This window comes from Holdemania massiliensis (assembly GCF_022440805.1).
GTDB lineage: Bacteria > Bacillota_I > Bacilli_A > Erysipelotrichales > Erysipelotrichaceae > Holdemania > Holdemania massiliensis_A.
In genome coordinates this window covers 960,010-983,157 of the sequence record NZ_JAKNTK010000001.1, presented here as the reverse complement: position 1 = coordinate 983,157, position 23,148 = coordinate 960,010, and the positions used below count along the sequence as shown (strand labels likewise).

Annotated in this window: 20 protein-coding genes; 2 read left to right on the top strand and 18 right to left on the bottom strand. The window is 49.0% G+C overall.

Annotated elements, in window-relative coordinates:
• Positions 1 to 10 precede the first annotated feature (10 nt).
• The 7 genes from dnaB to rpsF all read right to left on the bottom strand — a co-directional run bounded on the left by dnaB (position 11) and on the right by rpsF (position 5,790).
• Positions 11 to 1,342: a replicative DNA helicase gene (gene dnaB, locus MCG46_RS04415; RefSeq protein ID WP_240278017.1), complete on the bottom strand. Its 1,332-nt coding sequence runs from the start codon at positions 1,340 to 1,342 to the stop codon at positions 11 to 13.
• A gap of 6 nt (positions 1,343 to 1,348) precedes the next feature.
• On the bottom strand, positions 1,349 to 1,798 hold the full coding sequence (gene rplI / locus MCG46_RS04410) for a 50S ribosomal protein L9 (RefSeq protein ID WP_240278016.1): 450 nt from the start codon (positions 1,796 to 1,798) through the stop codon (positions 1,349 to 1,351).
• A gap of 3 nt (positions 1,799 to 1,801) precedes the next feature.
• Positions 1,802 to 3,754: a DHH family phosphoesterase gene (locus tag MCG46_RS04405; RefSeq protein ID WP_240278015.1), complete on the bottom strand. Its 1,953-nt coding sequence runs from the start codon at positions 3,752 to 3,754 to the stop codon at positions 1,802 to 1,804.
• A gap of 4 nt (positions 3,755 to 3,758) precedes the next feature.
• Positions 3,759 to 4,682: a DUF2232 domain-containing protein gene (locus MCG46_RS04400; protein WP_240278012.1), complete on the bottom strand. Its 924-nt coding sequence runs from the start codon at positions 4,680 to 4,682 to the stop codon at positions 3,759 to 3,761.
• A 62-nt stretch (positions 4,683 to 4,744) separates the two neighbouring features.
• On the bottom strand, positions 4,745 to 4,975 hold the full coding sequence (rpsR, locus tag MCG46_RS04395) for a 30S ribosomal protein S18 (RefSeq protein ID WP_006057562.1): 231 nt from the start codon (positions 4,973 to 4,975) through the stop codon (positions 4,745 to 4,747).
• A gap of 17 nt (positions 4,976 to 4,992) precedes the next feature.
• Complete coding sequence (gene ssb / locus MCG46_RS04390; protein ID WP_020224796.1) at positions 4,993 to 5,472, bottom strand: single-stranded DNA-binding protein; 480 nt, start codon at positions 5,470 to 5,472, stop codon at positions 4,993 to 4,995.
• Between the two features lie 27 nt (positions 5,473 to 5,499).
• Positions 5,500 to 5,790 (bottom strand): 30S ribosomal protein S6, encoded by a 291-nt coding sequence (gene rpsF / locus MCG46_RS04385; protein ID WP_020224797.1) that lies wholly within the window; start codon positions 5,788 to 5,790, stop codon positions 5,500 to 5,502.
• Positions 5,791 to 6,060: 270 nt separating this feature from the next.
• Between rpsF and MCG46_RS04380 the strand changes: the two genes are divergently transcribed.
• Complete coding sequence (locus MCG46_RS04380) at positions 6,061 to 6,912, top strand: hypothetical protein (RefSeq protein WP_240278011.1); 852 nt, start codon at positions 6,061 to 6,063, stop codon at positions 6,910 to 6,912.
• Positions 6,913 to 7,026: 114 nt separating this feature from the next.
• Here the strand turns inward: MCG46_RS04380 and MCG46_RS04375 are convergent, their stop codons facing one another.
• The 11 genes from MCG46_RS04375 to MCG46_RS04325 all read right to left on the bottom strand — a co-directional run bounded on the left by MCG46_RS04375 (position 7,027) and on the right by MCG46_RS04325 (position 21,884).
• Positions 7,027 to 8,190, bottom strand: coding sequence for an aminotransferase class I/II-fold pyridoxal phosphate-dependent enzyme (locus MCG46_RS04375; RefSeq protein ID WP_240278009.1), 1,164 nt, complete (start codon positions 8,188 to 8,190; stop codon positions 7,027 to 7,029).
• Positions 8,187 to 8,675, bottom strand: coding sequence for an Lrp/AsnC family transcriptional regulator (locus tag MCG46_RS04370; RefSeq protein WP_020224800.1), 489 nt, complete (start codon positions 8,673 to 8,675; stop codon positions 8,187 to 8,189). Before MCG46_RS04370 ends, MCG46_RS04375 begins: the two co-directional genes overlap by 4 nt.
• A 324-nt stretch (positions 8,676 to 8,999) precedes the next feature.
• A complete protein-coding gene (locus MCG46_RS04365; protein ID WP_240278007.1) occupies positions 9,000 to 9,677 on the bottom strand; it encodes an ABC transporter ATP-binding protein in 678 nt (225 codons plus the stop codon).
• A gap of 12 nt (positions 9,678 to 9,689) precedes the next feature.
• Entirely contained in the window at positions 9,690 to 11,261 is a 1,572-nt protein-coding gene (locus tag MCG46_RS04360) for an ABC transporter permease (RefSeq protein ID WP_240278006.1), read from the bottom strand.
• 146 nt (positions 11,262 to 11,407) lie between these two features.
• Complete coding sequence (locus MCG46_RS04355; RefSeq protein WP_240278002.1) at positions 11,408 to 12,085, bottom strand: ABC transporter ATP-binding protein; 678 nt, start codon at positions 12,083 to 12,085, stop codon at positions 11,408 to 11,410.
• A 12-nt stretch (positions 12,086 to 12,097) separates the two neighbouring features.
• Positions 12,098 to 13,699 (bottom strand): FtsX-like permease family protein, encoded by a 1,602-nt coding sequence (locus tag MCG46_RS04350; protein ID WP_240278000.1) that lies wholly within the window; start codon positions 13,697 to 13,699, stop codon positions 12,098 to 12,100.
• A 62-nt stretch (positions 13,700 to 13,761) separates the two neighbouring features.
• Positions 13,762 to 15,375, bottom strand: coding sequence for a PASTA domain-containing protein (locus MCG46_RS04345; RefSeq protein ID WP_240277998.1), 1,614 nt, complete (start codon positions 15,373 to 15,375; stop codon positions 13,762 to 13,764).
• 175 nt (positions 15,376 to 15,550) lie between these two features.
• Entirely contained in the window at positions 15,551 to 16,426 is an 876-nt protein-coding gene (locus tag MCG46_RS04340) for an NAD(P)H-dependent oxidoreductase (RefSeq protein WP_240277996.1), read from the bottom strand.
• Between the two features lie 239 nt (positions 16,427 to 16,665).
• Complete coding sequence (gene uvrB / locus MCG46_RS04335; protein ID WP_240277995.1) at positions 16,666 to 18,645, bottom strand: excinuclease ABC subunit UvrB; 1,980 nt, start codon at positions 18,643 to 18,645, stop codon at positions 16,666 to 16,668.
• On the bottom strand, positions 18,635 to 20,152 hold the full coding sequence (locus tag MCG46_RS04330; RefSeq protein ID WP_240277993.1) for a S41 family peptidase: 1,518 nt from the start codon (positions 20,150 to 20,152) through the stop codon (positions 18,635 to 18,637). The genes uvrB and MCG46_RS04330 overlap by 11 nt, the downstream gene beginning before the upstream one ends.
• A gap of 307 nt (positions 20,153 to 20,459) precedes the next feature.
• Positions 20,460 to 21,884 carry a diguanylate cyclase gene (locus MCG46_RS04325; protein WP_240277991.1) on the bottom strand — a complete coding sequence of 475 codons (1,425 nt, stop codon included), beginning with the start codon at positions 21,882 to 21,884 and terminating at the stop codon, positions 20,460 to 20,462.
• A 167-nt stretch (positions 21,885 to 22,051) separates the two neighbouring features.
• On the opposite strand from MCG46_RS04325, the gene MCG46_RS04320 reads away from it, so the two are divergent.
• Positions 22,052 to 22,966, top strand: a complete 915-nt coding sequence (locus MCG46_RS04320) for a D-isomer specific 2-hydroxyacid dehydrogenase family protein (RefSeq protein WP_240277987.1) — start codon at positions 22,052 to 22,054, stop codon at positions 22,964 to 22,966.
• Positions 22,967 to 23,148: the final 182 nt, after the last annotated feature.

The window sequence follows — 23,148 nt, the reverse complement described above, 5'->3', positions numbered from 1 at the left end:
TTTCGGGGTATTACCCATTTTGATTCTCATAGTTGTAAAAAGCGTTGATGTTGCGTTCAAACGCCAGCTCGATCTGACGGGTCGGCCCGTTACGATGCTTGGCGATATTAATTTCGGTTTTTTCCGTGCCTTCTTCGCTCTTTTCCCGCTGATAGTATTCATCACGGTACAAAAACATAACGATATCGGCATCCTGTTCCAGGGCTCCGGATTCACGCAGGTCAGACAGCATCGGCCGTTTGTCCTCACGTTTTTCAACGGAACGGGACAGCTGCGACAATGCGATGACCGGCACCTGCAGCTCACGCGCCAGGCCTTTTAAGCCACGGGAAATTTCTGAAACTTCCTGCTGACGGTTATCAGGATTGCGGCCGCTGCCGGTAATCAGCTGAATGTAGTCGATCAGGATGACTGCCAAGCCGTGTTCAGCCTGGAGTTTGCGGCATTTGGAATAGATCTCCGATACCCGCACATTCGGGGAATCATCGATGAAGATCTTCGTTGCTTTTAAATCCGCCGCCGCTTCATTCAGCTGGTTCCATTCGTTGTTATTAAGGAAGCCAGTTCTTAACTGACCGCCCGGAACCCGGCTTTTCGCGGAAAGCATACGGGAAATCAGCTGTTCGGCAGGCATTTCCAACGAGAAAATCGCCGCGGCCTGATGATTCAGCTGAGCGATCTGCATCGCCACGTTTAACGCGAAAGCCGTTTTTCCCATTGACGGACGCGCTGCCAGGATGATCAAGTCGCCGCGCTGGAAACCATTGGTCGTGTTGTCCAGATCCCGATAGCCGGTCGCCACGCCGGTCACCCCGGATTTCTGCGCGCTCATCTTGTGGATATTTTCAATGACGTTGTTGACCACTTCATTGCTGGACTTGAAATCCGTTGTCTTGCGCCGCCGGGTTACGTCGAGGATCTGCTTTTCCGCCATGTCCATCATCGTTTCCATGTCGTTGGCGTTCTGCATTCCTTCCTCGGCAATCGTCTGCGCCGTTTCAATCAGACTGCGCAGTAAGGCTTTGGACTGAATCAGCTCGATATAGTATTTCGTACTGGCGGAAGTGACTGAGCTGTCCGCCAGCTGCATGATGTATTCCAAACCGCCCACGGACGCCAGCTGGCCCTGATCGGTCAAAAGACTGGCGACGGACACGGCGTCCACCGGCTTGCCTTCGCTGTTTAAAGCATCGACAGCGGCATAGATCTTACGGTGAGCCTCCAGGAAAAATTCCTCGCTGCGCAGGCCTTCTTCGGATGCGATGCGGACGCTGTTGGGATAGATGAAAAGCGAACCCAACAACGACTGTTCGGCATCAATACTGCTGGGCATCTGTCGCATAAACGCTTACTCTTTTCCGGTAACCTGAACGCGGATCGTGCCGATGACGTCTTTGAACAGCTCAATCCGGACGTTGGTCACGCCCAAGCTCTGAATCGGCGCGGTGTCGAGAATCTTGCGCTTGTCAATATGAATGCCATGCTTGCGCTGTAGTTCCTGAGCAATCTGTTTGGTGGATACAGAGCCGAAGACCCGGCCTTCCTTACCGCTCTTGACCGAGAACTGAAGCATGATTTTTTCCAGCTGAGAGGCCGTTTCGCGGGCCTTCGCTTCCATTTCTTTTTCATTCAGCTTCTGCTGAACCTTCTGTTCGTCCAGGATTTCCAGACTTTTCGCCGTCGCCTGAACGGCCAGGCGGTTGCGGATCAGAAAGTTGCGGGCATAGCCGTCGGCGACCTCCACGATCGCCCCTTTCTTTCCAACCTTGCTGACATCGCTTAATAAAATGACTTTCATCGTTTATTCCTCCTTCATGACTTCATCTAAGGTGGCGATCAGCTCTGTGCGCAGATCCTCCACCTTTGTATTTTCCCGCTGCAGTGCGGCGGCGCTTAAATGACCTCCGCCATGCATCCGTTCCATAATCACCTGAACGTTAATGCGGCCGCGGCTGCGCGCACTGATCGCTGTCTGGGAATCACTGATCTTGGCAATGACAAAGGCCGCTTCTACGCCTTTGATGGTCAAAATGGAATCCGCAACCTGCGACAACATCGAACGGGAAAGAATCTCATTATCCGTAACTGCGGAAATGACAATACCATTATCTCTTTTTTCACAGAATTTTAAAACCTTTGTTTTCGTTTCAAATTCAGAATATTCATCCTTTAATAAATTATCGGCTTCCTGCGGATCCGCTCCCCAGCGCCGGATCATCGCCGCAGCTTCAAAGGTTCGGGTACCGGTGCGGACTTTAAAGCGGTTGGTATCAATCATCATGCCGGTCAGCATAATCGTGGCTTCCTCACTGATAAAGTCAACCTTGCCGGTCTGATACGGAACAAACTCCGAGATCAGTTCGCAAGCGCTGGAAGCGCTGGGTTCAATATACACTAAGATCGGGTTGATATCGAGATCTGTCCGGCGGCGGTGATGATCGAAAATCGCGATCTTCTTGGCTTTTTCCAGAACCTGCGGACCATTGGACTGACTTGGATGGTGGTGATCCGCCATGATGACCAAGGTTCCATCCCGCAGCTGATTCAAGGCTTCATTTTCCGTGACAAACTTATGCCGTGGTTCCAATTCTTTCTTATACAGCGTCATTGCCCCGCTGAGCTTTTCCTCCATCCCGCCGGATTTGGAAATAATGCAGCATGGCTTATCGTACGCCTGGACGATCCGGCTTAAGCACATCAGGGAACCGAGGCAATCAAAATCCGCTTCTTTGTGTCCCAAGAGAATGACGTTCGTACTTTTCTTAATCAGGTCGCGGAGCGTATGCGCCATGATCCGCACGCGAACGCGGCTGCGCTTTTCCTGAGCCTCGCTGCTTCCGCCGAAATATTTGACATCCTCGCCCTGACGGCGGATCGCGACCTGATCGCCGCCCCGGCTCTGGGCCAGTTCCAGCAGCTGGTTGACCATTTCATCGAGCTGAGCCACATCACTGCTGCCGCGTGCAAATCCCATTGACAGGGTGATCGCCACATCGAGCTGCTGAGAGGCTTTGCGGGTCTGCGCCAAAATGCTGAAGCGTTCATCGACGATCTGTTTAAAAATCCGCTCGTTTAAGACGACGAAGAACCGATCCGATTTCAAACGCCGCAATAACATGCCCTGATTTTTCGCCCATTCGACGACCGGCTGGCGGATATTGTTGTTGATCATCGCGATTTCCTGTTCTTCTTCATACTGTGTGGATTCCTCATAGTTATCCAGATGGATCAGACCCACGACAATCTGTTCTTCCTGATAAGCCTTTTCCAGCTGATGCTGTTCGGTTACATCCTGGAAAAACAAAATCCGGGCATCTTCCTTACGGGCAATTTCATAGGTTCGATCATCGATCTGAACCTGGACTTTTTCCACATCCCCTTGAATTAAATCATTCACTTCCGGCAGCCACATCGTCAGCTTTTTGGAGATGCGGTTGATGCCCCGCTCTGCAAACAATTCGCTCATCCAGGTGATCGTGTAGTTTTCATCATAAGTAACAATTCCGATCTGACCGAACTGAAAAGCATCCTTCGCTTCACTGCCCAGAATTCGCGAAACGCCAAACATTCGATTCTGACTGTCCTCCTGATAATACTGCACGAGGAAATATAACGTCAGAGTATTAATGATAAAGTACAAAGCAGCGATCTTGATATCCAGATCAAACAGGAAATACAGGCAGACTAAGCCCAGCACTTCAACGACGATCAGAATCAGCAGCAGCGTTTTGATCCTTCCGATTTTTTCAGACACAGCATTACCTCCCTAAGATTTTCTGGCGCATATCGGTTGTGACATACAGGAAGCCGACAATCGCCAACAACGGCAGCATGATCGGCAAAAGCAAAAATGTCAGAAGAATGATATACAGCGCAACGTTCTTATGATAGCGGACAGCCCCGTAGACAAGACAGCAGAGATATCCGAAGAAGACCAGCACCAGCGCTCCCAGCACGCCTCCGACCAGGATCAGTTCCGTGACCAGCGGCGGCAGCGTTGTGAACTGTCCGACAAAATTACTGCCGATAAACAGAAAGAAGCAGACATACGCCAGCCACTTCGGAATCATGATTTCACTGAGCGGTTTCGGCGGAGCTACCTTGATCTTCATCCGTTTCAGCATAAAATTAGAAAGCAGATGGACGATGATGCCTTCCATAACCCCGGTCAGAACCGCGGATAAGACAAAAATCATCTTGAGAAATCCCGTCATGTCCAATCCCGACGGCAGCTGCAGATTGAAATTATCCGACATCTGCGTCATCATTTTGCCTATTTCGGAAATTTCCATAGCTATATCATAACCGAAAAAGGAAGCAAATAAAACCGTTGTGATTAAATTTGAGAGAATCGTAAAGATCATCGTCGTCAGCATCAGACGCAGATTATTCCATCCGCTTTTCACGCCCTGCCCATAAACCACACCGCAGACGCAGGCGGTAATCACATAAAACCAGGTCTGCGGCCCAGCGATAATGAATGAAAGAAAAATAACGGAAACAAACGGAACCAACGCGCTTTTCCATCCGTATTTTACCGCGTACATGACCATCGGCAGCGGCACCAGCCATGCGGCATAGAGATCTAAAAGTCCAGCCAGCTGGCGGTTTAAAAACAGAAACAGGCCGATCAGAGCGACCATCATCGCGCCGTCAGTTATTTTTCTTACACTATTATTCATGTTATCCCTCCTGTGAATGGCAAAAACCTCCACCAGATCACTGATGGAGGCTTTTTCATAACTTAGTCGTTAACGTAAGGCAGCAAAGCCATCTGGCGTGCGCGTTTAATCGCTGTTGCCAGCATGCGCTGATACTTAGCACGTGTGCCGGTAACCCGCCGTGGAATGATCTTGCCGTTGGCAGAAACAAACCGCTTCAGCAGTTCAACATCTTTATAGTCGATCGAAGTGATATTGTTTTTTGTGAAATAGCAGACCTTTTTGCGTCCCATACGCTGTTTTTTGAATGCCATAGTCGATCTCCTTTCAATTAAAATGGTAAGTCATCACTGGAAATATCCAGTGTCGGTCCAGCGCTGAAATCATCGAATCCATCGTTCGCCGGTGCATCCCCAAAGGGATTGGCCTGGGCAAAGCCCGCATTCTGCGGCTGATAGCCCATCGCAGCGGAACGATTCTCGGATGCCGATTTCGACTCCAACAGCTGTACGCTGTCACAGACAACCTCTGTGACGTACACTTTCTGACCGGAAGCGTTGTCGTAATTGCGTGTCTGAATCCGTCCGTCAACGCCAACCAACGCGCCTTTGTGCGCATATTGGCCAAGGAAATCCGCAGATTGCCGCCAGGCCACGCAGCTGATGAAATCAGTCTGACGGTCCTGCCCATTGCCGCCGGAGAACCGACGGTCGCAGGCGACGGTGAAGGTAGCGACAGAAAGTCCGCTCTGGGTCTTTCTGAGCATTGGATCGCGGGTTAAACGCCCGACTAAAATGACACGATTAATCATGACAGCTCCTCCTTCAGTTCTTTATCCTTATTTTTCTTCCTGTTTGATGATCATGTAGCGAACAACGTTGGCATTGATCCGCGCCAGACGGTCAAATTCCTTGACTGTCGCATTGTCAGCTTCAAAAGTTACAACCATGTAGTAACCTTTGGTCATGTCTTCGATACGGTACGCAAACTCTTTGACTCCCCAGTCATCAGCCTTCAGGATTTTTCCTCCATTGTCGGTGATGATAGCGTGCAGTCCGTCGATAACCTGCTGACGTGCTGCATCATCCAGGGATGCGTTTACGATATACATGACTTCATACTTCTTCATGAAACACACCTCCTTATGGTCTATTGGCTTATCGCTTGGCGGATAAGCAAGGAGTAAATATTCTTTATATCTACCCGTTTATCTAGTATAGCAAACTCGGGAGTGAAAGTAAACCTCTTTTTTCGCAATTTCACGTTTTGGGAAAAACTCGCCGAAAACCCTGCGCAGTCCGCTTTTTTCACAATTTCCAACCCATTCATTTCCGCGTATCAGGCTATCGTTTTTCTTCCTCTTTTCGTATAATAGAAGCAGAACAAAGGAGGCATCATGATGCGTTTCATCCGTTGGTTATCCCCCGTCTTAGCGGTTCTGCTTTTTTTAACTGCCTGTCAGCATCAGCCTGAAGAAATCGGACTGACTACCGTTTCTTCAGCGTATCAGAAACAGCACGCTCAGCACCAGAATGATCCGCATTTTGCCGAGCAGAATGCGGAAGCTGCCGCCGCCTTAATCAAGGAAGTTGCCAAACTGCGCTTTTTCCGTGCGGGCGAACAGCTTGCCCAGCATTTGACGCCGGAGTGCCGTGCCCGGATGATCGAAGCCAATCAGAAACAAAGCGGAACCAATTACGGTATGAGCCGGCTGGGCACCCTTGAAACATGTGAAGTCCTGAGCCTGAGTGATAATGACGCTCTGGTACAAATCGATTGTGCTTACGGCGATACGCCGACGTCCTACACGCTGGCTCTGCGCTTAGCTTCAGCTGATGAAACCTGGCTTATTGACCAGATGCTGTGGTCAGATAACCCGCCGAAGCCGCGCGGCAGGGTTGAAAGTGCTGATCAGCTTGTTCAAGCCTATCAGGAAGCCATCCTTGCCCACGACTACACCCGGCTAGCTTATCTTTATCAGGTTTCCTGGGATCCGGAAGGCCTTCTGTTCTGGAGCACCGTTGAGATCGCAGACAGCGAAATCATCACACAGAAGATTCAGACAGATCAGGCATGTTATCAGCTGAAAATTACCGTGGAGGATCCAGGCATGTCACAGCTGTCAAAAGGAACCTCCAACGTCTGGCTGTGGTGCCGTCGGATTCGCCAGGGAGAAGAAATTCAAAGTCCAGGCTGGACGATCGAAGGTCTGATGAATCAGCAGCCGCCTCAATCCTGGTGGCAGGAATAAGTCATACAAGCTTTGATTCCTCATCTTATTCCAGCCTTGCATTTAACATAGGCATCCATAAAACAAACTAAAACTCTGAACTTTCCTATCCAGAGTTTTTAGATTCGCTATAATTTAACTGTTTTCAAGAAAACGGCTGATCCGCTCCAGCGCTGCCTTGATTTCATCAATGCTGTAAGCGTAAGAGATACGTACAAATCCCTCGCCGCTGGCGCCAAAGGCATTGCCGGGTACGACAGCGACCTTTTCTTTTTCCAGCAGTTTTTCACAGAATTCTTCCGAGGTCATCCCGGTATGTCGGATCGACGGGAACACATAGAATGCTCCCTGCGGCATCGGACATTTCAATCCCATCCGGTTTAAGCCGTTGACAATAAAGTTGCGCCGGCGTTCAAATGAATCTTTCATCATTTCCACATCGCCGTCACCCTTCGCCATCGCTTCAATTCCGGCGTACTGACTGATTGTCGGAGCGCACATAATCGCATACTGATGGACTTTGTTCATCGCCGCAATCAGATCCTGATGGGCGGCAATATAACCCAAACGCCAGCCTGTCATCGAATAGGCCTTTGAGAAACCGCTGATCAAAATGACCTGATCTTTGATTTCATTAAATGAAGCGATGGAACAATGCTTGCCGCTGTATGTCAGCTCGGCATAAATTTCATCCGTAACCACCGCGATGCCCGACTGCTGAATCAGCGGGACAATTTCACTGAAATCTTCCCGCGTCATAATTCCCCCGGTAGGATTTCCCGGGAAATTCATTAAGATTGCCTTTGTTTTCGGAGACAGCGCCTTCTGGAGCTGTTCCTTTTTCAGTTTAAATTCGTCTTCTTCTTTTAATTCTACGATCACCGGCACTCCGCCGGCCAGACGCACGCACGGCTCATAGGCGACATACCCCGGCGACAGCACAATCACTTCATCGCCTTGATTCAGCAGTGATCTAAAAGCGATGTCGATCGCTTCGCTTCCCCCGACCGTAACCAGAATATCCGTGTTCCATGCATATTCCAGCTGAAATTTCCGTTTCAGATAACGGCAGATTTCCTTGCGCAGCTCCGGCAGACCTGCATTCGCCGAATAAAAAGTCCGGCCCTTTTCGATGGCATAAATTGCTTCTTCCCGAATATGCCACGGCGTATCAAAATCAGGCTCGCCGACGCCCAGCGAAATAACCCCTTCCATTGAGCTGGCTAAATCAAAAAACTTTCGGATCCCAGAAGGCGGAATCGTCCCGATGACGTCATTTAATAACGTTTTAGGATTCATGGAGTCACCAGCAGCCGTTCCTGATCATCGCTTTGCTGATCAATGATCACACCTTCGACTTTATATTGTTTCAAAACAAAATACGTAGCCGTTCCCTTGACGCCTTCAATCGGCGCCAGCTTCTGTCCGACAAAATCCGCGACTTCGCGCATCGTCCGTCCCTTGACGATCACAATAAATTCCGAACGTCCTGAGATCAGATACATATTGCTGACCTCAGGGTAACGATAGATTTTTTCCGCAACCTTATCATAGCCGCAGTCCCGTTCCGGTGAAGCATTCACTTCGATCAGCGCCATGACATGATCCTGATTCGTTTTATCCCAGTTGATCACCGTGTGATAACCGCAGATGACTTTCTCTTCGGCCAGCTTTTTCATTTCGTTGTCCACTTGTTCCGGGCTTGAGTTTAAAATATCGGCAAGATCGACCACAGATATCCGCGCATCCTGTTCGATCGCTTTTAATAATTGAATCTCCTGCATGAGTATTCCTCGCTTTCTTTTTCCTTTGACCTGAACTTTATTGCCGTCAGGCCATCCAGGAAACGAGCTTTGACCTGTTCTGCCTTCTCATTTCCCAACTTCCCCCACTTTCTGTGCTTTGCGGCATGCGTTATCGGCATGCTGAATGATTATAGGATATCACAAAAACAGACATCGCGGGGAATGTTTTGTTCTTTGTTTCAGAAAATCATGACATTTCACTTTGTCCCTAATGAAAATTTTCATTAAAACAGGATCAGGCTGCCCTGATCCCATTTTTAACCCCTTTGATTTTTAAATCACTGCCGCGAAAGAAAGTCCTTTTCAGCTGATATCCTTCAGCTGACCTTCATTAAGATAAACACGGTGATCACTGAGCTCTGATACCACATTGGAATGGGTAACGACGATAACCGTTTTCCCAAATTCCTCCGTCAGCATCCGGAAGATCTTGATGATTTCCTGTTCTGTTGCCGTATCCAGGTTCCCTGTCGGTTCATCCGCGAAAATTAAGTCGACATTCGATGCGATTGCCCGCGCGATCGCTACGCGCTGCTGCTCACCGCCTGACAGCTTCGTCACCAATCGATCTGCCTTGGATTTCACAATCCCGAATTTCTCCAGCAGTGCATAGGCGACTTCCTTCTGATTCTTCGGTATGGAATTGTCCGTTTCCGTCATCGCCAGCTCTATGTTTTCCAATCCTGTCAGATAGCTGATCAGATTGTACTGCTGGAAGACGATCCCGATTTTATTGCGGCGATACTTATACAGCCCGATCTTATCCAGATCCTCGCCTTCATAATAGATCTTGCCGCTTTCCTGCTTGTCCAGTCCGGCAATGATTGACAACAGCGTCGTCTTGCCGCTGCCGGATGGGCCTAAGATCGTATAGAACTGTCCCTGCTCAAACTCATAGGACAGATCCTTCAAAATCTGACGCTTATATCCGCCATCTTCGTAACCGTAGTTCAGATTTTCTAATTTCAAAATCGTTGTCATTGTCTGCCCTCCTTAATTCTGATTCATCAGGATCTTCTTCGGATTAAACCGCATGATCATGAAGGATGGGATCAAAATGGAAATGAATACAACGCCGATGCCCAGAATATAGATTTCACCAATGATCATCGGATTGATCTGGACTTCATATTCCGCTAACAGATCGTCCTGACTGAGTTCGGTGAAGTAGTTTGTATCGCCCCAATAATAAGTTCCATTGTTCTGATCATCCAGATCACTGTACTGCTTTTCCGTGTCCACCTGATAATCCATAACCAGCTTGCCCACTTGTTTGGCGATTAAAGAACCACTGGCTACTGATAAAGTGAATCCAATCAGAGCCACGACAATCAGTTCAACGAAGAACTGGGCAACAACCTTCATCTTGGACACACCCATGGAAAGCAGCACGCCGATCTCATATTCCCGTGTTTTCAGCGTTAAAGCTGTGACCAGCGTAATGATCACGATCGCATTGATCGCCACAATCCAGACGATAATGTTGGAGAACAGCGACAGCGTATCCAATGGCCGTGCCAGTTTCTTAAACGTATCGTTGTTCGCGTCCATCAACATATATTCTTTCAGATCTGCCTGATGATCCGCCACAAACTCATCCACATGCAGCGGATCATCCAACAGGAAGACCGCTTCATTCACATACGTATAGCTTTCCGGAGTAGGTCTTTCAGCATCCACATACGCTTCCGGATTTTGTTCTTTGTAGTATTCCCACTGCTTAATTCCCATCTGATAATAGGCATTGCCATACGCTAAAGCCGGAGCCAGGATGATGTTGTCCGGTGAGTTATACCGGCTCATCCATCGATATTCATCAGAGTTTTCATCCAATTCCTCATTGTTATGGAAGATACCGATAATTTCCAGCGTCATCGTGATATCCTCTTCCGTGATCCCGCTCTGCTGGTAATACTGCAATTCACTGCGTCCAACCAAATCAATGGAGATCGTATCGCCGATCCGCAGATTATTTAGGTCCGCAAGTTTATCTGTAATCAGACAAACCATCGCTCCGTTATCCACTTCTTCCTGATTATAGAACCGGCCTTCAACCACTTCATACATTTTGTCTTCCAGCTCGATCATGTTCGGAAAGAAATTGGTCTGCAGCCGCAGATCCGGTTCGACATATTCAACGGTGGTTCCATCTTCATAGGTAATGCTGCCCCCGCCATTATTCTCCCGTTCATTGTTCAGCGGGACCGTTTCAAAACCATTGGAATACAACATGTTGCTGTTGACGATATTGACGGTTTTGACCCGTTCATCGGTCATCAGATTTTTAATATCCTCCATTTTGACCTGCGGATAATTTTTGTAAGCCTCCTGCTGTTCTTCTTCTGACAAGTTGTCAGCATAGTCCCAAAAAGCCTGATAATCAACTTCATAGGAAACAACTGCCCGCATCTTTCTGCGTGTTTCGACTTTTGCTTGCTCTGAAGCGTTGTTGATGCCTAAACCAATGATGACCAGATTCCCAATCAGGAAAAAGGTAATGGCCAGTAAAATTGACTTTGACATGCGGCGCGTTACATTTTTTAGCGCACGGGTGAAAAAATTCATTTTTCACTTCCCCCTTCATTATTGACGGTGTCAGCCGTCATGTTCTATGTTCTGATTTTATAGTACCATAGAAGTTTGAAATCTAAATAGCAAATTCCTTTCAATTTCATTACAGAAAAAGGCCGAGGATTCCTCCTCAGTCTTATTTACTGAATATCGGTCAGCTGACCTTCATTTAAAAGCACGCGGTGATCGCTCAGCCCCGATACCACATTAGAATGGGTAACAACGATAACCGTTTTCCCAAATTCCTCCGTCAGCATCCGGAAGATCTTGATGATTTCCTGTTCTGTTGCCGTATCCAGGTTTCCTGTCGGTTCATCCGCGAAAATTAAGTCGACATTCGATGCAATTGCCCGCGCGATCGCTACGCGCTGCTGCTCACCACCCGACAGCTTCGTCACCAATCGATCTGCCTTGGATTTCACAATCCCGAATTTCTCCAGCAGTGCATAAGCAACTTCCTTCTGATTCTTCGGTATGGAATTGTCCGTTTCCGTCATCGCCAGCTCAATGTTTTCCAATCCTGTCAGATAGCTGATCAGGTTGTACTGCTGGAAGACGATCCCGATTTTATTACGGCGATACTTATACAGCCCGATCTTATCCAGATCCTCGCCTTCATAATAGATCTTGCCGCTTTCCTGCTTGTCCAGCCCGGCAATGATCGACAACAGTGTCGTCTTGCCGCTGCCGGATGGGCCTAAGATCGTATAGAACTGTCCCTGCTCAAACTCATAGGACAGATCCTTCAAAATCTGACGCTTATATCCGCCGTCTTCGTAACCGTAGTTCAGATTTTCTAATTTCAAAATCGTTGTCATTGTCTGCCCTCCTTAATTCTGATTCATCAGGATCTTCTTCGGATTAAACCGCATGATCATGAAGGATGGGATCAAAATGGAAATGAATACAACGCCGATGCCCAGGATATAGATTTCACCAATGATCAGCGGATTGATTTGGACTTCATATTCCGCTAACAGATCGTCCTGACTGATTTCGGTGAAATAATTGGATTCACCCCAATAATAATTCGTGTTGTTCTGATCGTCCAGCTCTCCATACTGATTCTCCGTATCCACCTGATAATTCAGTACCGCGGCTCCGACTTGTTTGGCGATCAGCGAACCGCTGAGCACAGACAACGTAAAGCCGATCAACGCTACGACAATCAGTTCCACAAAGAACTGAGCGACGATTTTCATCTTGGATACGCCGATGGAAAGCAGCACGCCAATCTCATATTCGCGTGTTTTCAGTGTCAGTGCTGTGACTAAGGTGATAATAACAACCGCATTGATGACAACGATCCAGACGATGATATTGGAGAACAAAGATAACGTATCGAGCGGCCGCGCCAGCTTCTTGAACGTATCATTATTGGCATTCAGAACGATATAATCTCCGGTTTCATTTTCATGATCAGCCACGAACTGATCTACCTGCAGCGGATCATTTAACAGATAAACAGCCTTGGATGAGCTGTTGTAATCTTCCTTCGCCATCAGATCTTCTTCTTTATAGTATTCCGGCTGTGTCGTCATGTAATAACGATAGGACTTCACATAGGATTCATAGTATTTATCCGAGATCGTTGTGGCTGGGATCAGCAGCGTATTCTGCGGCGCTTCATATCGAGCCATCCACTTGTATTCATCGGAATTCTGATCAACTTGTTCATTGCTTTTATAAATTCCAATGACTTCCAAAGACAACTCATAATCAGCTTCCGTCAGATCGGAGCCTTCCATGTATTGAAGATCGTCAGGGTTATTGGTATTCACACTGATCGTATCGCCAACGCGGATATTGTTCAATTCAGCTAATTCCTGCGGAACGCAGACTACCGCAGCAGAATTGTTGAGGTCGTCCTGATTATAGAACCGGCCTTCCAGCATTTCGTATGTGCCATCCTCAAATTCAATCATTTCCGGATACCGGTTAGCCTGAACCCGAAGATCCGCAGGACGCCACGAGCGCATTGCCATGGAGCTGTCAACGGATCCGTCAACCGATGCTTCGCTGTCCTGATTATCGGTATATTGTTTATCAAAATCATTGTTCAGCGGAACGGATTCAAAACTTTTCGCGTATACCTGGTAAACAGAGATATTATTGACCGCCTTCACTCGCTCATCTATTTTCAGGTTTTCCACTTTCTCTGTGGTAAGCCGCGGTGAGTTTTTATAGAACGCCTCCCGTTCATCGTCATCCGTGATTTTATCTGCCTCGTTATAGAAGGCATTATAATCAATTTCCAGTGCGACTACCGCCCGCATTTTCTGACGGGTCAAAATTTTAGCATTGGATGCTGCATTATTGATCCCTAAACCAATGATGACCAGATTCCCGATCAGGAAAAAGGTCACAGCCAGAAGGATGGATTTCGACATCCTTCTGGTGACATTCTTCATCGCTCGATTGAAAAAATTCATTTTGACAGGCTCCCTTTCTGATTTAAAAACTCAAGAATTTGTTAACTAAGCAAAATCATTTTTTATTCGGAAGGTGTGTTTCCTGCATTCGTATTCTGAGTACCATCAGTTTTATCAGGGTTTTCCTCCGGTGTATTTAATTTGTTCGGATTGTAAAATACTTCAATATCCAAGGCTTCTCCAGCTTTAACTTTCGTATTAGGATCAACGGCAGTACCATTTTTAGTAACGACGATTGTTCCTTCTTTTGAAGCCTCAGTTGTTTCTGAATACTTAAAGCTGCATGCCAGTTTATTCGTATCGCAGAAATTCTTCATCGCTTCCTCACTGCCTAACGGCGTTAAGCCAATCTGAACTTCCTTCGGTTCTTCAACTTTCGGCGTACATCCGCCAGTCGATTTCTTATAGCCGATCTTAGCGTTTAACGGCAGCGGACGATCACAGCCGTGCGGCAGATCGCTGCCATCGTTGGCCATGCAGTGATAGCTGATGATCTGACCGGCGGTTGGATATTCATCGGAACATTCCTCGCCATCCCAGGCCCCAGCTGTAATGCTGGCACCACGGTAATTCACATCATCCACCCAAGCGTTCAGAGCCAGATAATCCTTGCCGTACCATTCGCGGCTGTTGGTCTGCAGCTGCGGCATATACAGTGAAATCGTCAGTTCCAGAACCGTTCCGGAATCAACCTGACTGCCGCCCTTGATCGACTGCGAAATAACACTGCCTGCCGGCGCATCGCTGTAAACTTCTTTCTTCACGATGGATACCGCGTTTTCTTTGTTGGCGGCCCAAGCTTCCAACTGATCCTTCGTGTAGCCCACCAATTGCGGAACCTTGACGGCTTTGCCCTTGGATACAGTCAGCGTCAGTGTATCGCCCTGCTTCATAGTTTTGCCGGATTCCACAGATTGTGAAACAACCAATCCGGTGTTGATCGTATCATGATAAACTTCAACGATTTCCAGTTCGATTTTTTTGCTCTTCGCCCAGGTTTCAGCGCTGGAGACTTCTTTCTTCACGAAATCTTCTACGGTCACCTCGCCAGCCGGCTGCGGTCCCTTAGACACGCTGATCGTCAGGTTGGTGCCGCGGGTAAAGTTATTTTCATTCACAGATTTCAGATCAAAGGAAATAACCTGATCCTTTTCCACCGTTTCACTGTACACGGTGTTGACCTTTACTTTTGACAGTTTATTCGTGCTGATCCAGTCATTAATCTCGTCCAGCGTCATGTTTTTGATATCCGGGAAGTCAATCTTCTCATCCGGATCCGCACCCTTGGACACCTCAAAGATCAATGTGGAATTCTTCTTGACCTTGCTGCCTTCCTTGCGGTTCTGGGAAATGATCTGATCGGCGTCATACTCCATTGAATAGACCTGATTCATAACGATATTCTTGGTGTCAATGCCGTTTTCCTTAGCCCAGATGCCAACGTCATTGGTTGTTTTGCCGACAAAGTTTTCAACCTTGATCTTCGGGGCAAAAAACAGGAAATACACGCCGATGAGGGCCACGATGACCGCTGCGGCCAGACCGATCATGATCTTCGGATCCAAGCTTCGCTTTGGCTTGACAATGCGTTCTACTTTTTCTTCTTTGAAGCTGTCCGGCTTCTTTTCAATTTCCGAGGCCAGAGAGCTTAAATAATCTTTTTTTGGTTCTGCCATTCCAGTTCTCCTCTCCTTTTTTCTTTCCATAATACGAACATAGTCTGATAACCTTATCTATTATAACATAGCGAATTTCGCATTTTCTTAAATCTTTATGACAACCGTAACGCCCATCAAAAAGAAAAACGCTGCGTCCTGACTTTTCATCGCCGACGCAGCGTACTTAGTTATTTTAGTTGAAGTAAACCTGATCCAGGAAAGCGTTCAAATCGGAACGCAGCTGTTCAATTTCTTCGCCATAGTTTTCCGATTCATTGCCTGGTGTACGGTCATTGACAAACCGGCCGTAGTTGTCTGTACCCCAGAAAGCTGAAGTATCATCATCAAAGACCTTGAAAGCGTTCATGTAAGTATCCCACTTTTCGTCTTCAATACCAACGCCGTCGCCGATATAACCGCGTCCGCCGCCCAGATAGCCACAGTTCATGATCGTGAAGTAGCTCTTGCCTTTCAGCAGGCCTTCCAGACCATTCGCACCATCCTGATAAGCGAACTTCTTCGCAAAGACTTTTTCTTTATAGCCTTTGACGATTGTGATTTCCGAATCATGCCAGTTCGGATAAACGAAGATCAGATGATCAGCCTGGCTGACCAGATCCTGTTCTGCCTTGATATCCGCTGTCGGTTCACCCTGACCGTCTTTCGCATAATAGAAATCAGCGGCGGAGAGAACCGGATTGAAGTTCATTGTATACAGATCGCGCATTTCAACTTCCATGCCCTGCTCTTCCATGTGCTTCATCGCAGTGCGGGCCATATCCCACAGCACGCTGTTGTGACGCGGATCACCGATGACAAACAAAGCTTTTTCCTTATCGCTGTCAGTAAACCCGGCAGGCGTATAATCCTGCAGATACGCTTCCTGTACAATTGAGGCAGAAGTTACGGAATCCACCGTAGGTCCGGTAAAGGAATCTGTCTTGGCCGCACTTTCCGGGGTCGCTGTCACTTCCGGAGTGGTTTCCGGAGTCGGGGTTGTTTCTGGTGTCTGAGCCGCACAGCCAGCCAACATCAGAACCGCAGTAAAAATGAGAATCAGTTTTTTCATGCTTTCCTCCTTGCGTATCCGAGTTTTTTGAGCAGGATCGACCAAAAGCTCAGTTTCCGAGTTTTACGAGCAGGAAAAACTAAAAGCTCAGTTTTCGAGTTTAGCGAGCAAGAAAGAACTAAAGCTCCGCCGGAATATCCGGCTGCCGGCATCTATTGTAGCACAATTTCCAGTAATGTCAAAGCGCTCACAAAGCAGAAAACCGGCATTTCTGCCGGTTTTGATCAAAATTCACAGTTTTACAGAGAAGCTCTGAGTTCCAAAAGCATGTCGCGCAGTTCGGCAGCCCGCTCGAAATCGAGCACCCGCGCCGCGTCCTTCATCTCCTTTTCGAGATTGTCGATCAGCTTCTGTTGTTCCTTCTTGCCCAGTTTGGACTTCTTCTTCATGTAGCGAGCCGCCATTTCCTGCGTTTCCTTGCCATGAATGGCCTCGCCAATCTCCTTGACAATCGTCGTCGGAGTGATGCCGTGTTCTTCATTGTAAGCGATCTGAATCGCGCGGCGGCGGTTGGTTTCCTCAATCGCCTTCTTCATGGAATCCGTCATCTTGTCCCCATACATGATGACCCGGCCATGGGCATTTCGGGCAGCTCGGCCGATCGTCTGGATCAGCGAACGTTCCGAACGCAGGAAGCCTTCCTTATCGGCATCCAGAATCGCAACCAGCGATACCTCTGGAATATCAATGCCTTCCCGCAGCAGGTTGATGCCGACCAGAACGTCATACTTGCCCCGGCGCAGATCGCGGATCGTTTCCGTCCGCTCCAGCGTCAGGGTTTCATGATGCAGATAGGCGACCTTCAGATCATTCTTCTTCAGATAATCTGTCAGATCCTCCGCCATCTTGACGGTCAAGGTAGTGATCAGAACACGCTCGTTGCTAGCGATGCACTGACGAATTTCATCCAACAGATCGTCGATCTGTCCGCGCGTCGGCCGCACGGTGATTTCCGGATCCAAAAGACCCGTCGGACGGATAATCTGTTCCACCACTTCGCCATGGACCTTATCCAGTTCGTAATTGCCCGGCGTCGCGGAAACATAAATTGCCTGATTGACCAGCGTTTCAAATTCTTCAAAACGCATCGGCCGGTTGTCCAGCGCACTTGGCAGGCGGAAGCCATATTCCACCAACGTTTCCTTACGTGCCCGGTCGCCGTTATACATTCCGCGGATCTGAGGCAGCGATACGTGCGATTCATCAACAACCAAAAGGAAATCCTTGGGGAAATAATCGAACAGATTCCACGGCCGCTGTCCTGCCGGACGGCCGTCGATATGCGAGGAATAATTTTCAATACCTGGACAGACGCCGAATTCCCGCAGGGCTTCCAGATCGTAGCGGCAGCGTTGTTCCAGACGCTGCTTTTCAACAAGCTTGCCCTGCCGGTCCAGTTCGGCCAGGCGCAGCTCCAGTTCTTCCTCAATTTCCTGACAGGCGCGTTCGATCTGATCCTTCGGCCGGGCATAACCGGAAGCCGGGAAAACATTATATACCGTATAGGCGTTCTGCAGCTTGCCGGTCAGCGGATCAACTTCACAGATCCGTTCAATCTCATCGTCAAACATTTCAATCCGAAGCATGAAGGTATCGGTATGCCCCATGCTGACTTCAATCGTATCGCCGCGTACACGGAACGTCCCGCGTGCCCGATCCATATCATTGCGTTTGTATTGCCGGTCGACCAGCTTGCGCAGAAGGTCGTTGCGGTCGATGTGCTCGCCGACGCGGATCGTAAAGAACATGTCGCGGTATTGGTTTGGATCGGAGGATGCATAAATGCAGGCGACCGAGGCGACGATGATCGTGTCGCGCCGTTCCAGCACGGAGTTGACCGCGGCCATCCGAAGCATGTCCAGCTCATCGTTGGTCATCGCATTCTTTTCAATATAGGTATCGGTCTTCGGCATGTAGGCTTCCGGCTGATAGTAATCAAAATTGGATACGAAATATTCCACGCGGTTATGCGGGAACAGTTCCTTGAATTCAGAATACAGCTGACCGGCCAGCGTCTTGTTGTGAGCAAAAACCAGCGTCGGACGATTCACCCGTTCGATCACATTGCCGATCGTAAACGTCTTGCCGGTACCCGTGGCCCCCAGCAATACCTGTTCCTTTTTGCCTTCCTGTAATCCAGCGACCAGCTTATCGATCGCTCCCGGCTGATCTCCGGTGGGCTTGTATTTGGAAACTAACTGAAAATGCTCATTCGCCATGGAGGATGCTCACCGCCTTCTGCAGCTGATTGTCAACGCTCTTATCCATCGACCAGCTGTACCGCACGCCGGAAACCAGCGACTGCAGCGTCGCGGCATCCAGCTCACCGCTGGCTTGTAAATTATGTTCAGATTGATACTGCCGCAGCGCCTGGGAGGTAGAGGCATCCAGATACCCATCCGTACGGTTTACCGCATAACCCAGAAAACTCAGCGCTTTCTGAGCCGAAGCGACATGCTCGCTGACCTGATCCTGGGTATAACGTTCTGTTTCCTCCAGCATGAATGAGGACGCGGTGGTCTGCATGACCAGCGGCAGTTCCACAATTTCATCCGGGGTAATGCCGGTGCCGTTAATCCATTCCTCATTCGGCGACAGCCAGCGGGAATTCGTGTATTTCAAAACTGAGCCGTCCGCAAACGGGCGCTGCACCTGCACGCTGCCCTTGCCGTAGCTCTGCGTGCCGACCAGCGTCACATCCTCACGCTGTTCCTTTAACGCCAGGGTCAGGACTTCTGAAGCACTGGCCGTATCGCCGTTGATCAGAATCACAATACCCTGAATATTTTCAAACTGACCGGTGGTCGTATGACTCTCCACGCGCCGGCCATCCTTGTATTCCTGCGTCATGATCAGCGTATCTTCCGGCAGAAATAAACTCGAAACACTGACCAAAGCATCCAGATATCCGCCGCCGTTATCACGCAGATCCAGAATCAGACGCTGCAGCCCCTGCTCGCTCATCATATTTAAATATCGTTCGCATTCCATGCCGGTCGTCGATCCGAAGGAGATGATTTCCAGATATCCCAGCGACGCATCCAGCATTTCGCCGTAAACCGTATTGTTGACTTCGCCGCGGATGATTTTCATCGTGACCGGTTCGTTATTGCGCAGAACCTCCAGCTCAACCTCCGTCCCGGCTTCCCCGCGGACTAAATCCGCCACCTCATCGCTGGGCAAATCGGTCAGTACCTGGCCGTCTGCCTTCAAAAGAATATCGCCGACCTGAACGCCGGCCTGATAGGCCGGGGAATCGACAAAGACGCGGGTCACAATTTTCGGCCCCGTAGCATTGTACTGAATTCCAATTCCGACGAAATTGTTGTCAATCGCGGTGGAAAACGCCAGCGTCTGTTCCGCCGACATGTACGTCGTATGCGGGTCCAGCACCGAACTGCTCATGCCATAGAGCGCACTGTCGATCAGATCCTGTTCAAGATTTTCATCATCCTTGCCGAAATACCACTCATTTTTCATAATGCTGTAAATGGAGTCCAGCTTGCCCTGGGCAAACTTGCCGGTATTGGCCGTACCGCCTACGCCGGAAGCGGAAGAAACGGGATGCAGCGTACCGCCTAACAAAAAGCCGACGATAAAAACGACCGCCAGCGAAGCGATCATCAACACGCTCACCTGCCGGCGGCGCTGACGCTCCCGCATCTCATCCGGCCACAGATGGCGTTCTAATTTAATTTTGACTGTTTTCTTTTCATTTTCACTCATTCGGGTCACCTCAGTTTTTTTATTTTACCACAGTTCTGCCTGCGGGCCTGACCTCTCTGTTATTTTGAACAGATTTTCATCTTCTAAGCACAAATCGGCTTTAACTTTTTTCAAGTTCTAGTATAGCATAAACCCCGCGGCTTGAAAAGCGCAAGGCTCAACCCCATCCCATTTAAGGAATAAGCTTCAGCGAAACCAGGCAAGAGTGCGGCAATGATCTTGCTGTTGGAAGAAAAGACGTGCCTGCCGCTTTGCCAAAAGTCCAGCTCCACCTGTAAAAAAGCGGAATCTCGAACGACTCCACTTTTTACTGATTCGCTTCCTCTGGCTCAGCCGGGATCAGACAGATTTGGTTCTTGCCTTTTTGCTTGGCTTGATACAGCGCCTGATCGGCTCGTTTCAGCACGGCTTCATAATCCCATTCCTGAGGTGAAACGATCACGATGCCCAGACTGATATGCACGGTTGTCTGCTGATCAATCCGCGTCAAAAACCGCTGTGCGATGTCCCGGGCTTCCTGTTCCTGTTTCAGATCATTCAGCCAGACCGTAAATTCATCGCCGCCGTAACGGCTGACGATATCATGACTGCGGACACTTTCGCGCAAAATCCGGCTGACGCTGATCAGCACGCGGTCGCCTTCATCATGTCCGTATTGATCGTTGATCGTCTTGAAATCGTCGATATCAATGAACAGACAGGCGCACAACGTATGCCGGTTCTCTTTTAAAATGCGGGATGCCTGGCGCTGCGCCATCAATCGGGTATAGACGCCGGTCAGCGGATCTTTCTGCGCTTCCTTGACCCGCTTCTGAAAATACAGAATTAAATAAACCCCGGTGACTGCCAATAGAATGACGATCAACAAGATCGCGGCAAACACACCGAAAGCGCTGGCGCTCATTTCCTGCAGAATTTTTTCATGGGCATCCATCACCACCAGCGAACAGATATACCAATCCTGAATCCCCACGGGTTCATAGTAAAGCAGCCGCAGCTGACCGCCATTGTAGTACGTCAGCGTCCCGCTGTTGCCAGCCAGAACTTCGCTCCGCATCTGTTCCACCAGGTCATCCGATTTCAGCTTCATCGTTTCGAGCATTTCATAAATGGTCTCATAGCGTTCCATCCCCGCATAAGAGGAGATGAGCTGTCCCTGCGGATTAAAGACCAGCGTCGCCTTGGCCTTGGGATTGGCGTAATCGTTGAGTGAAGCCCCCAAAGCGATCGTTGTAATCTCAGCGCAAACTGCCCCCTGCACTTCACCCTGGCGGATCATCGGCACGGTCAGTACGATGCTGTCCTCTCCCTCCGGCGTCGTCAGAGGCCCGGAAATTGTCGTTTTCCGCTGCATCGCTGCCTGAAAATATTCCCGATCACGGATATCCATGACCGCCTGCTTCGCATATGTCAAATTTCCCTGCGCATCCGCGACGCCAAAGCGCATTCCATCCACGCTCTCCCAATTCAGGATCTTCTGCCAGTTTTCCTGCCCATCCGCTTCCGGTACATCGCTGATTTCAGCGATGGTTTCCAGCCAATACAGCTGATTTTGAATGATTTGATCGAAATATAATTTATCGGACTGAGTGGTTACGACAAGATTGTTCACCGCCTGCGTAAATAATTTTTCCTGCAGGTTCTGATAAAAAATCCCCATGATTCCCAACAGTGCCGCGATGAGAAGCCCGGCCGCCAAGATGCCGGAACCCGGATATTCCTTCTTGTTCATGACTTTCCTCTTTTCCTGCCGCTGATATTGTCTTAATCTTACCATTTCCTCCCTGCGGATTCAATCCGTCTATGCAAGGATTGTGAATAACTGAACTTCTCAGCTATTTCCCGACTGCGGCAGGACAGGGATTGTATGCTATAATAAAAGAAAACGGGAGGAATATGATGTTTAAAAAATGTGTCATCCTGGAACCGATTGGGATGAATGAGAAAGCTCGGCTGCGAATTCATGATCTGGCTCAAACGGTTATTGAGTATCCGGATTCACCCACCGATGAGGCTGAGATCCTCCGCCGGATCGGCGATGCGGACTGTCTGTTGGTCAGCTGGAAAACGAATGTCGGCGCATCGGTATTGAAGGCCTGCAGCCAGCTTCGTTATGTGGGAATGTGCTGCAGTCTGTACTCGGAAGCCAGTGCCAATGTGGATATCGCGGCCGCGCGGGAACTGGGCATCACCGTTACCGGCATCCGTGATTATGGCGATGAAGGCGTCGTTGAATATGTCCTGTATGAGCTGATCGGCTTCCTCAATGGTTACCGCCAGCCTTCCTTCAAACCAATTCCGCTGGAGCTGACGGATTTGAAGGTTGGAATTCTTGGCATGGGAACGACCGGCCAGATCATTGCCCGCGGCCTGATGCACTTTGGCTCAAAGATCCAGTATTACAGCCGGACCCGCAAGCCTGAGCTGGAAGCTCAGGGCATGGTTTATCAGCCGCTGGACAGCCTGCTTGAGCACAACGATGTCATCTGCGAATGTCTGAATAAAAACGCTATCGTCATGGGACAGGAACAGTTTCAGCGGCTGGGCGACCACAAGATTGTCTTCAACACATCCATCGGTCCGGGACACGATCCCGAAGCCTTGAAGCAGTGGCTGGATTTGCCGGACACGCATTTCTTCTGCGACAGTGAGCGGGCCTTAGGTGATCTGTCGCTGCTCGATCATCCGCGGGTGCGGTGTTTAAGAACCTCTGCCGGCAATTCCGTACAGTGCATCGAACGGCTGGGTCAGAAGGTTTTGGCCAACATGGAGAATTTTCTTAAGGCTCAGTCCGATGAACATTCAATTGAATAACACGAAGTAAAGAAAAGTCCGGGAAGGCTGCAGTGCCGATCCCGGACACTTTTTGTTTTTATGCTTCCTAAGCTTGAATCAAGCCTTGATTCAAAGGCAAAAACTGAGCCTGTTTCGCCAAGAAAAAACGCTCTGTTTCTGACAGGAAATGATTTCCGTCCTACCGCAGCAGCGTTTTCTTT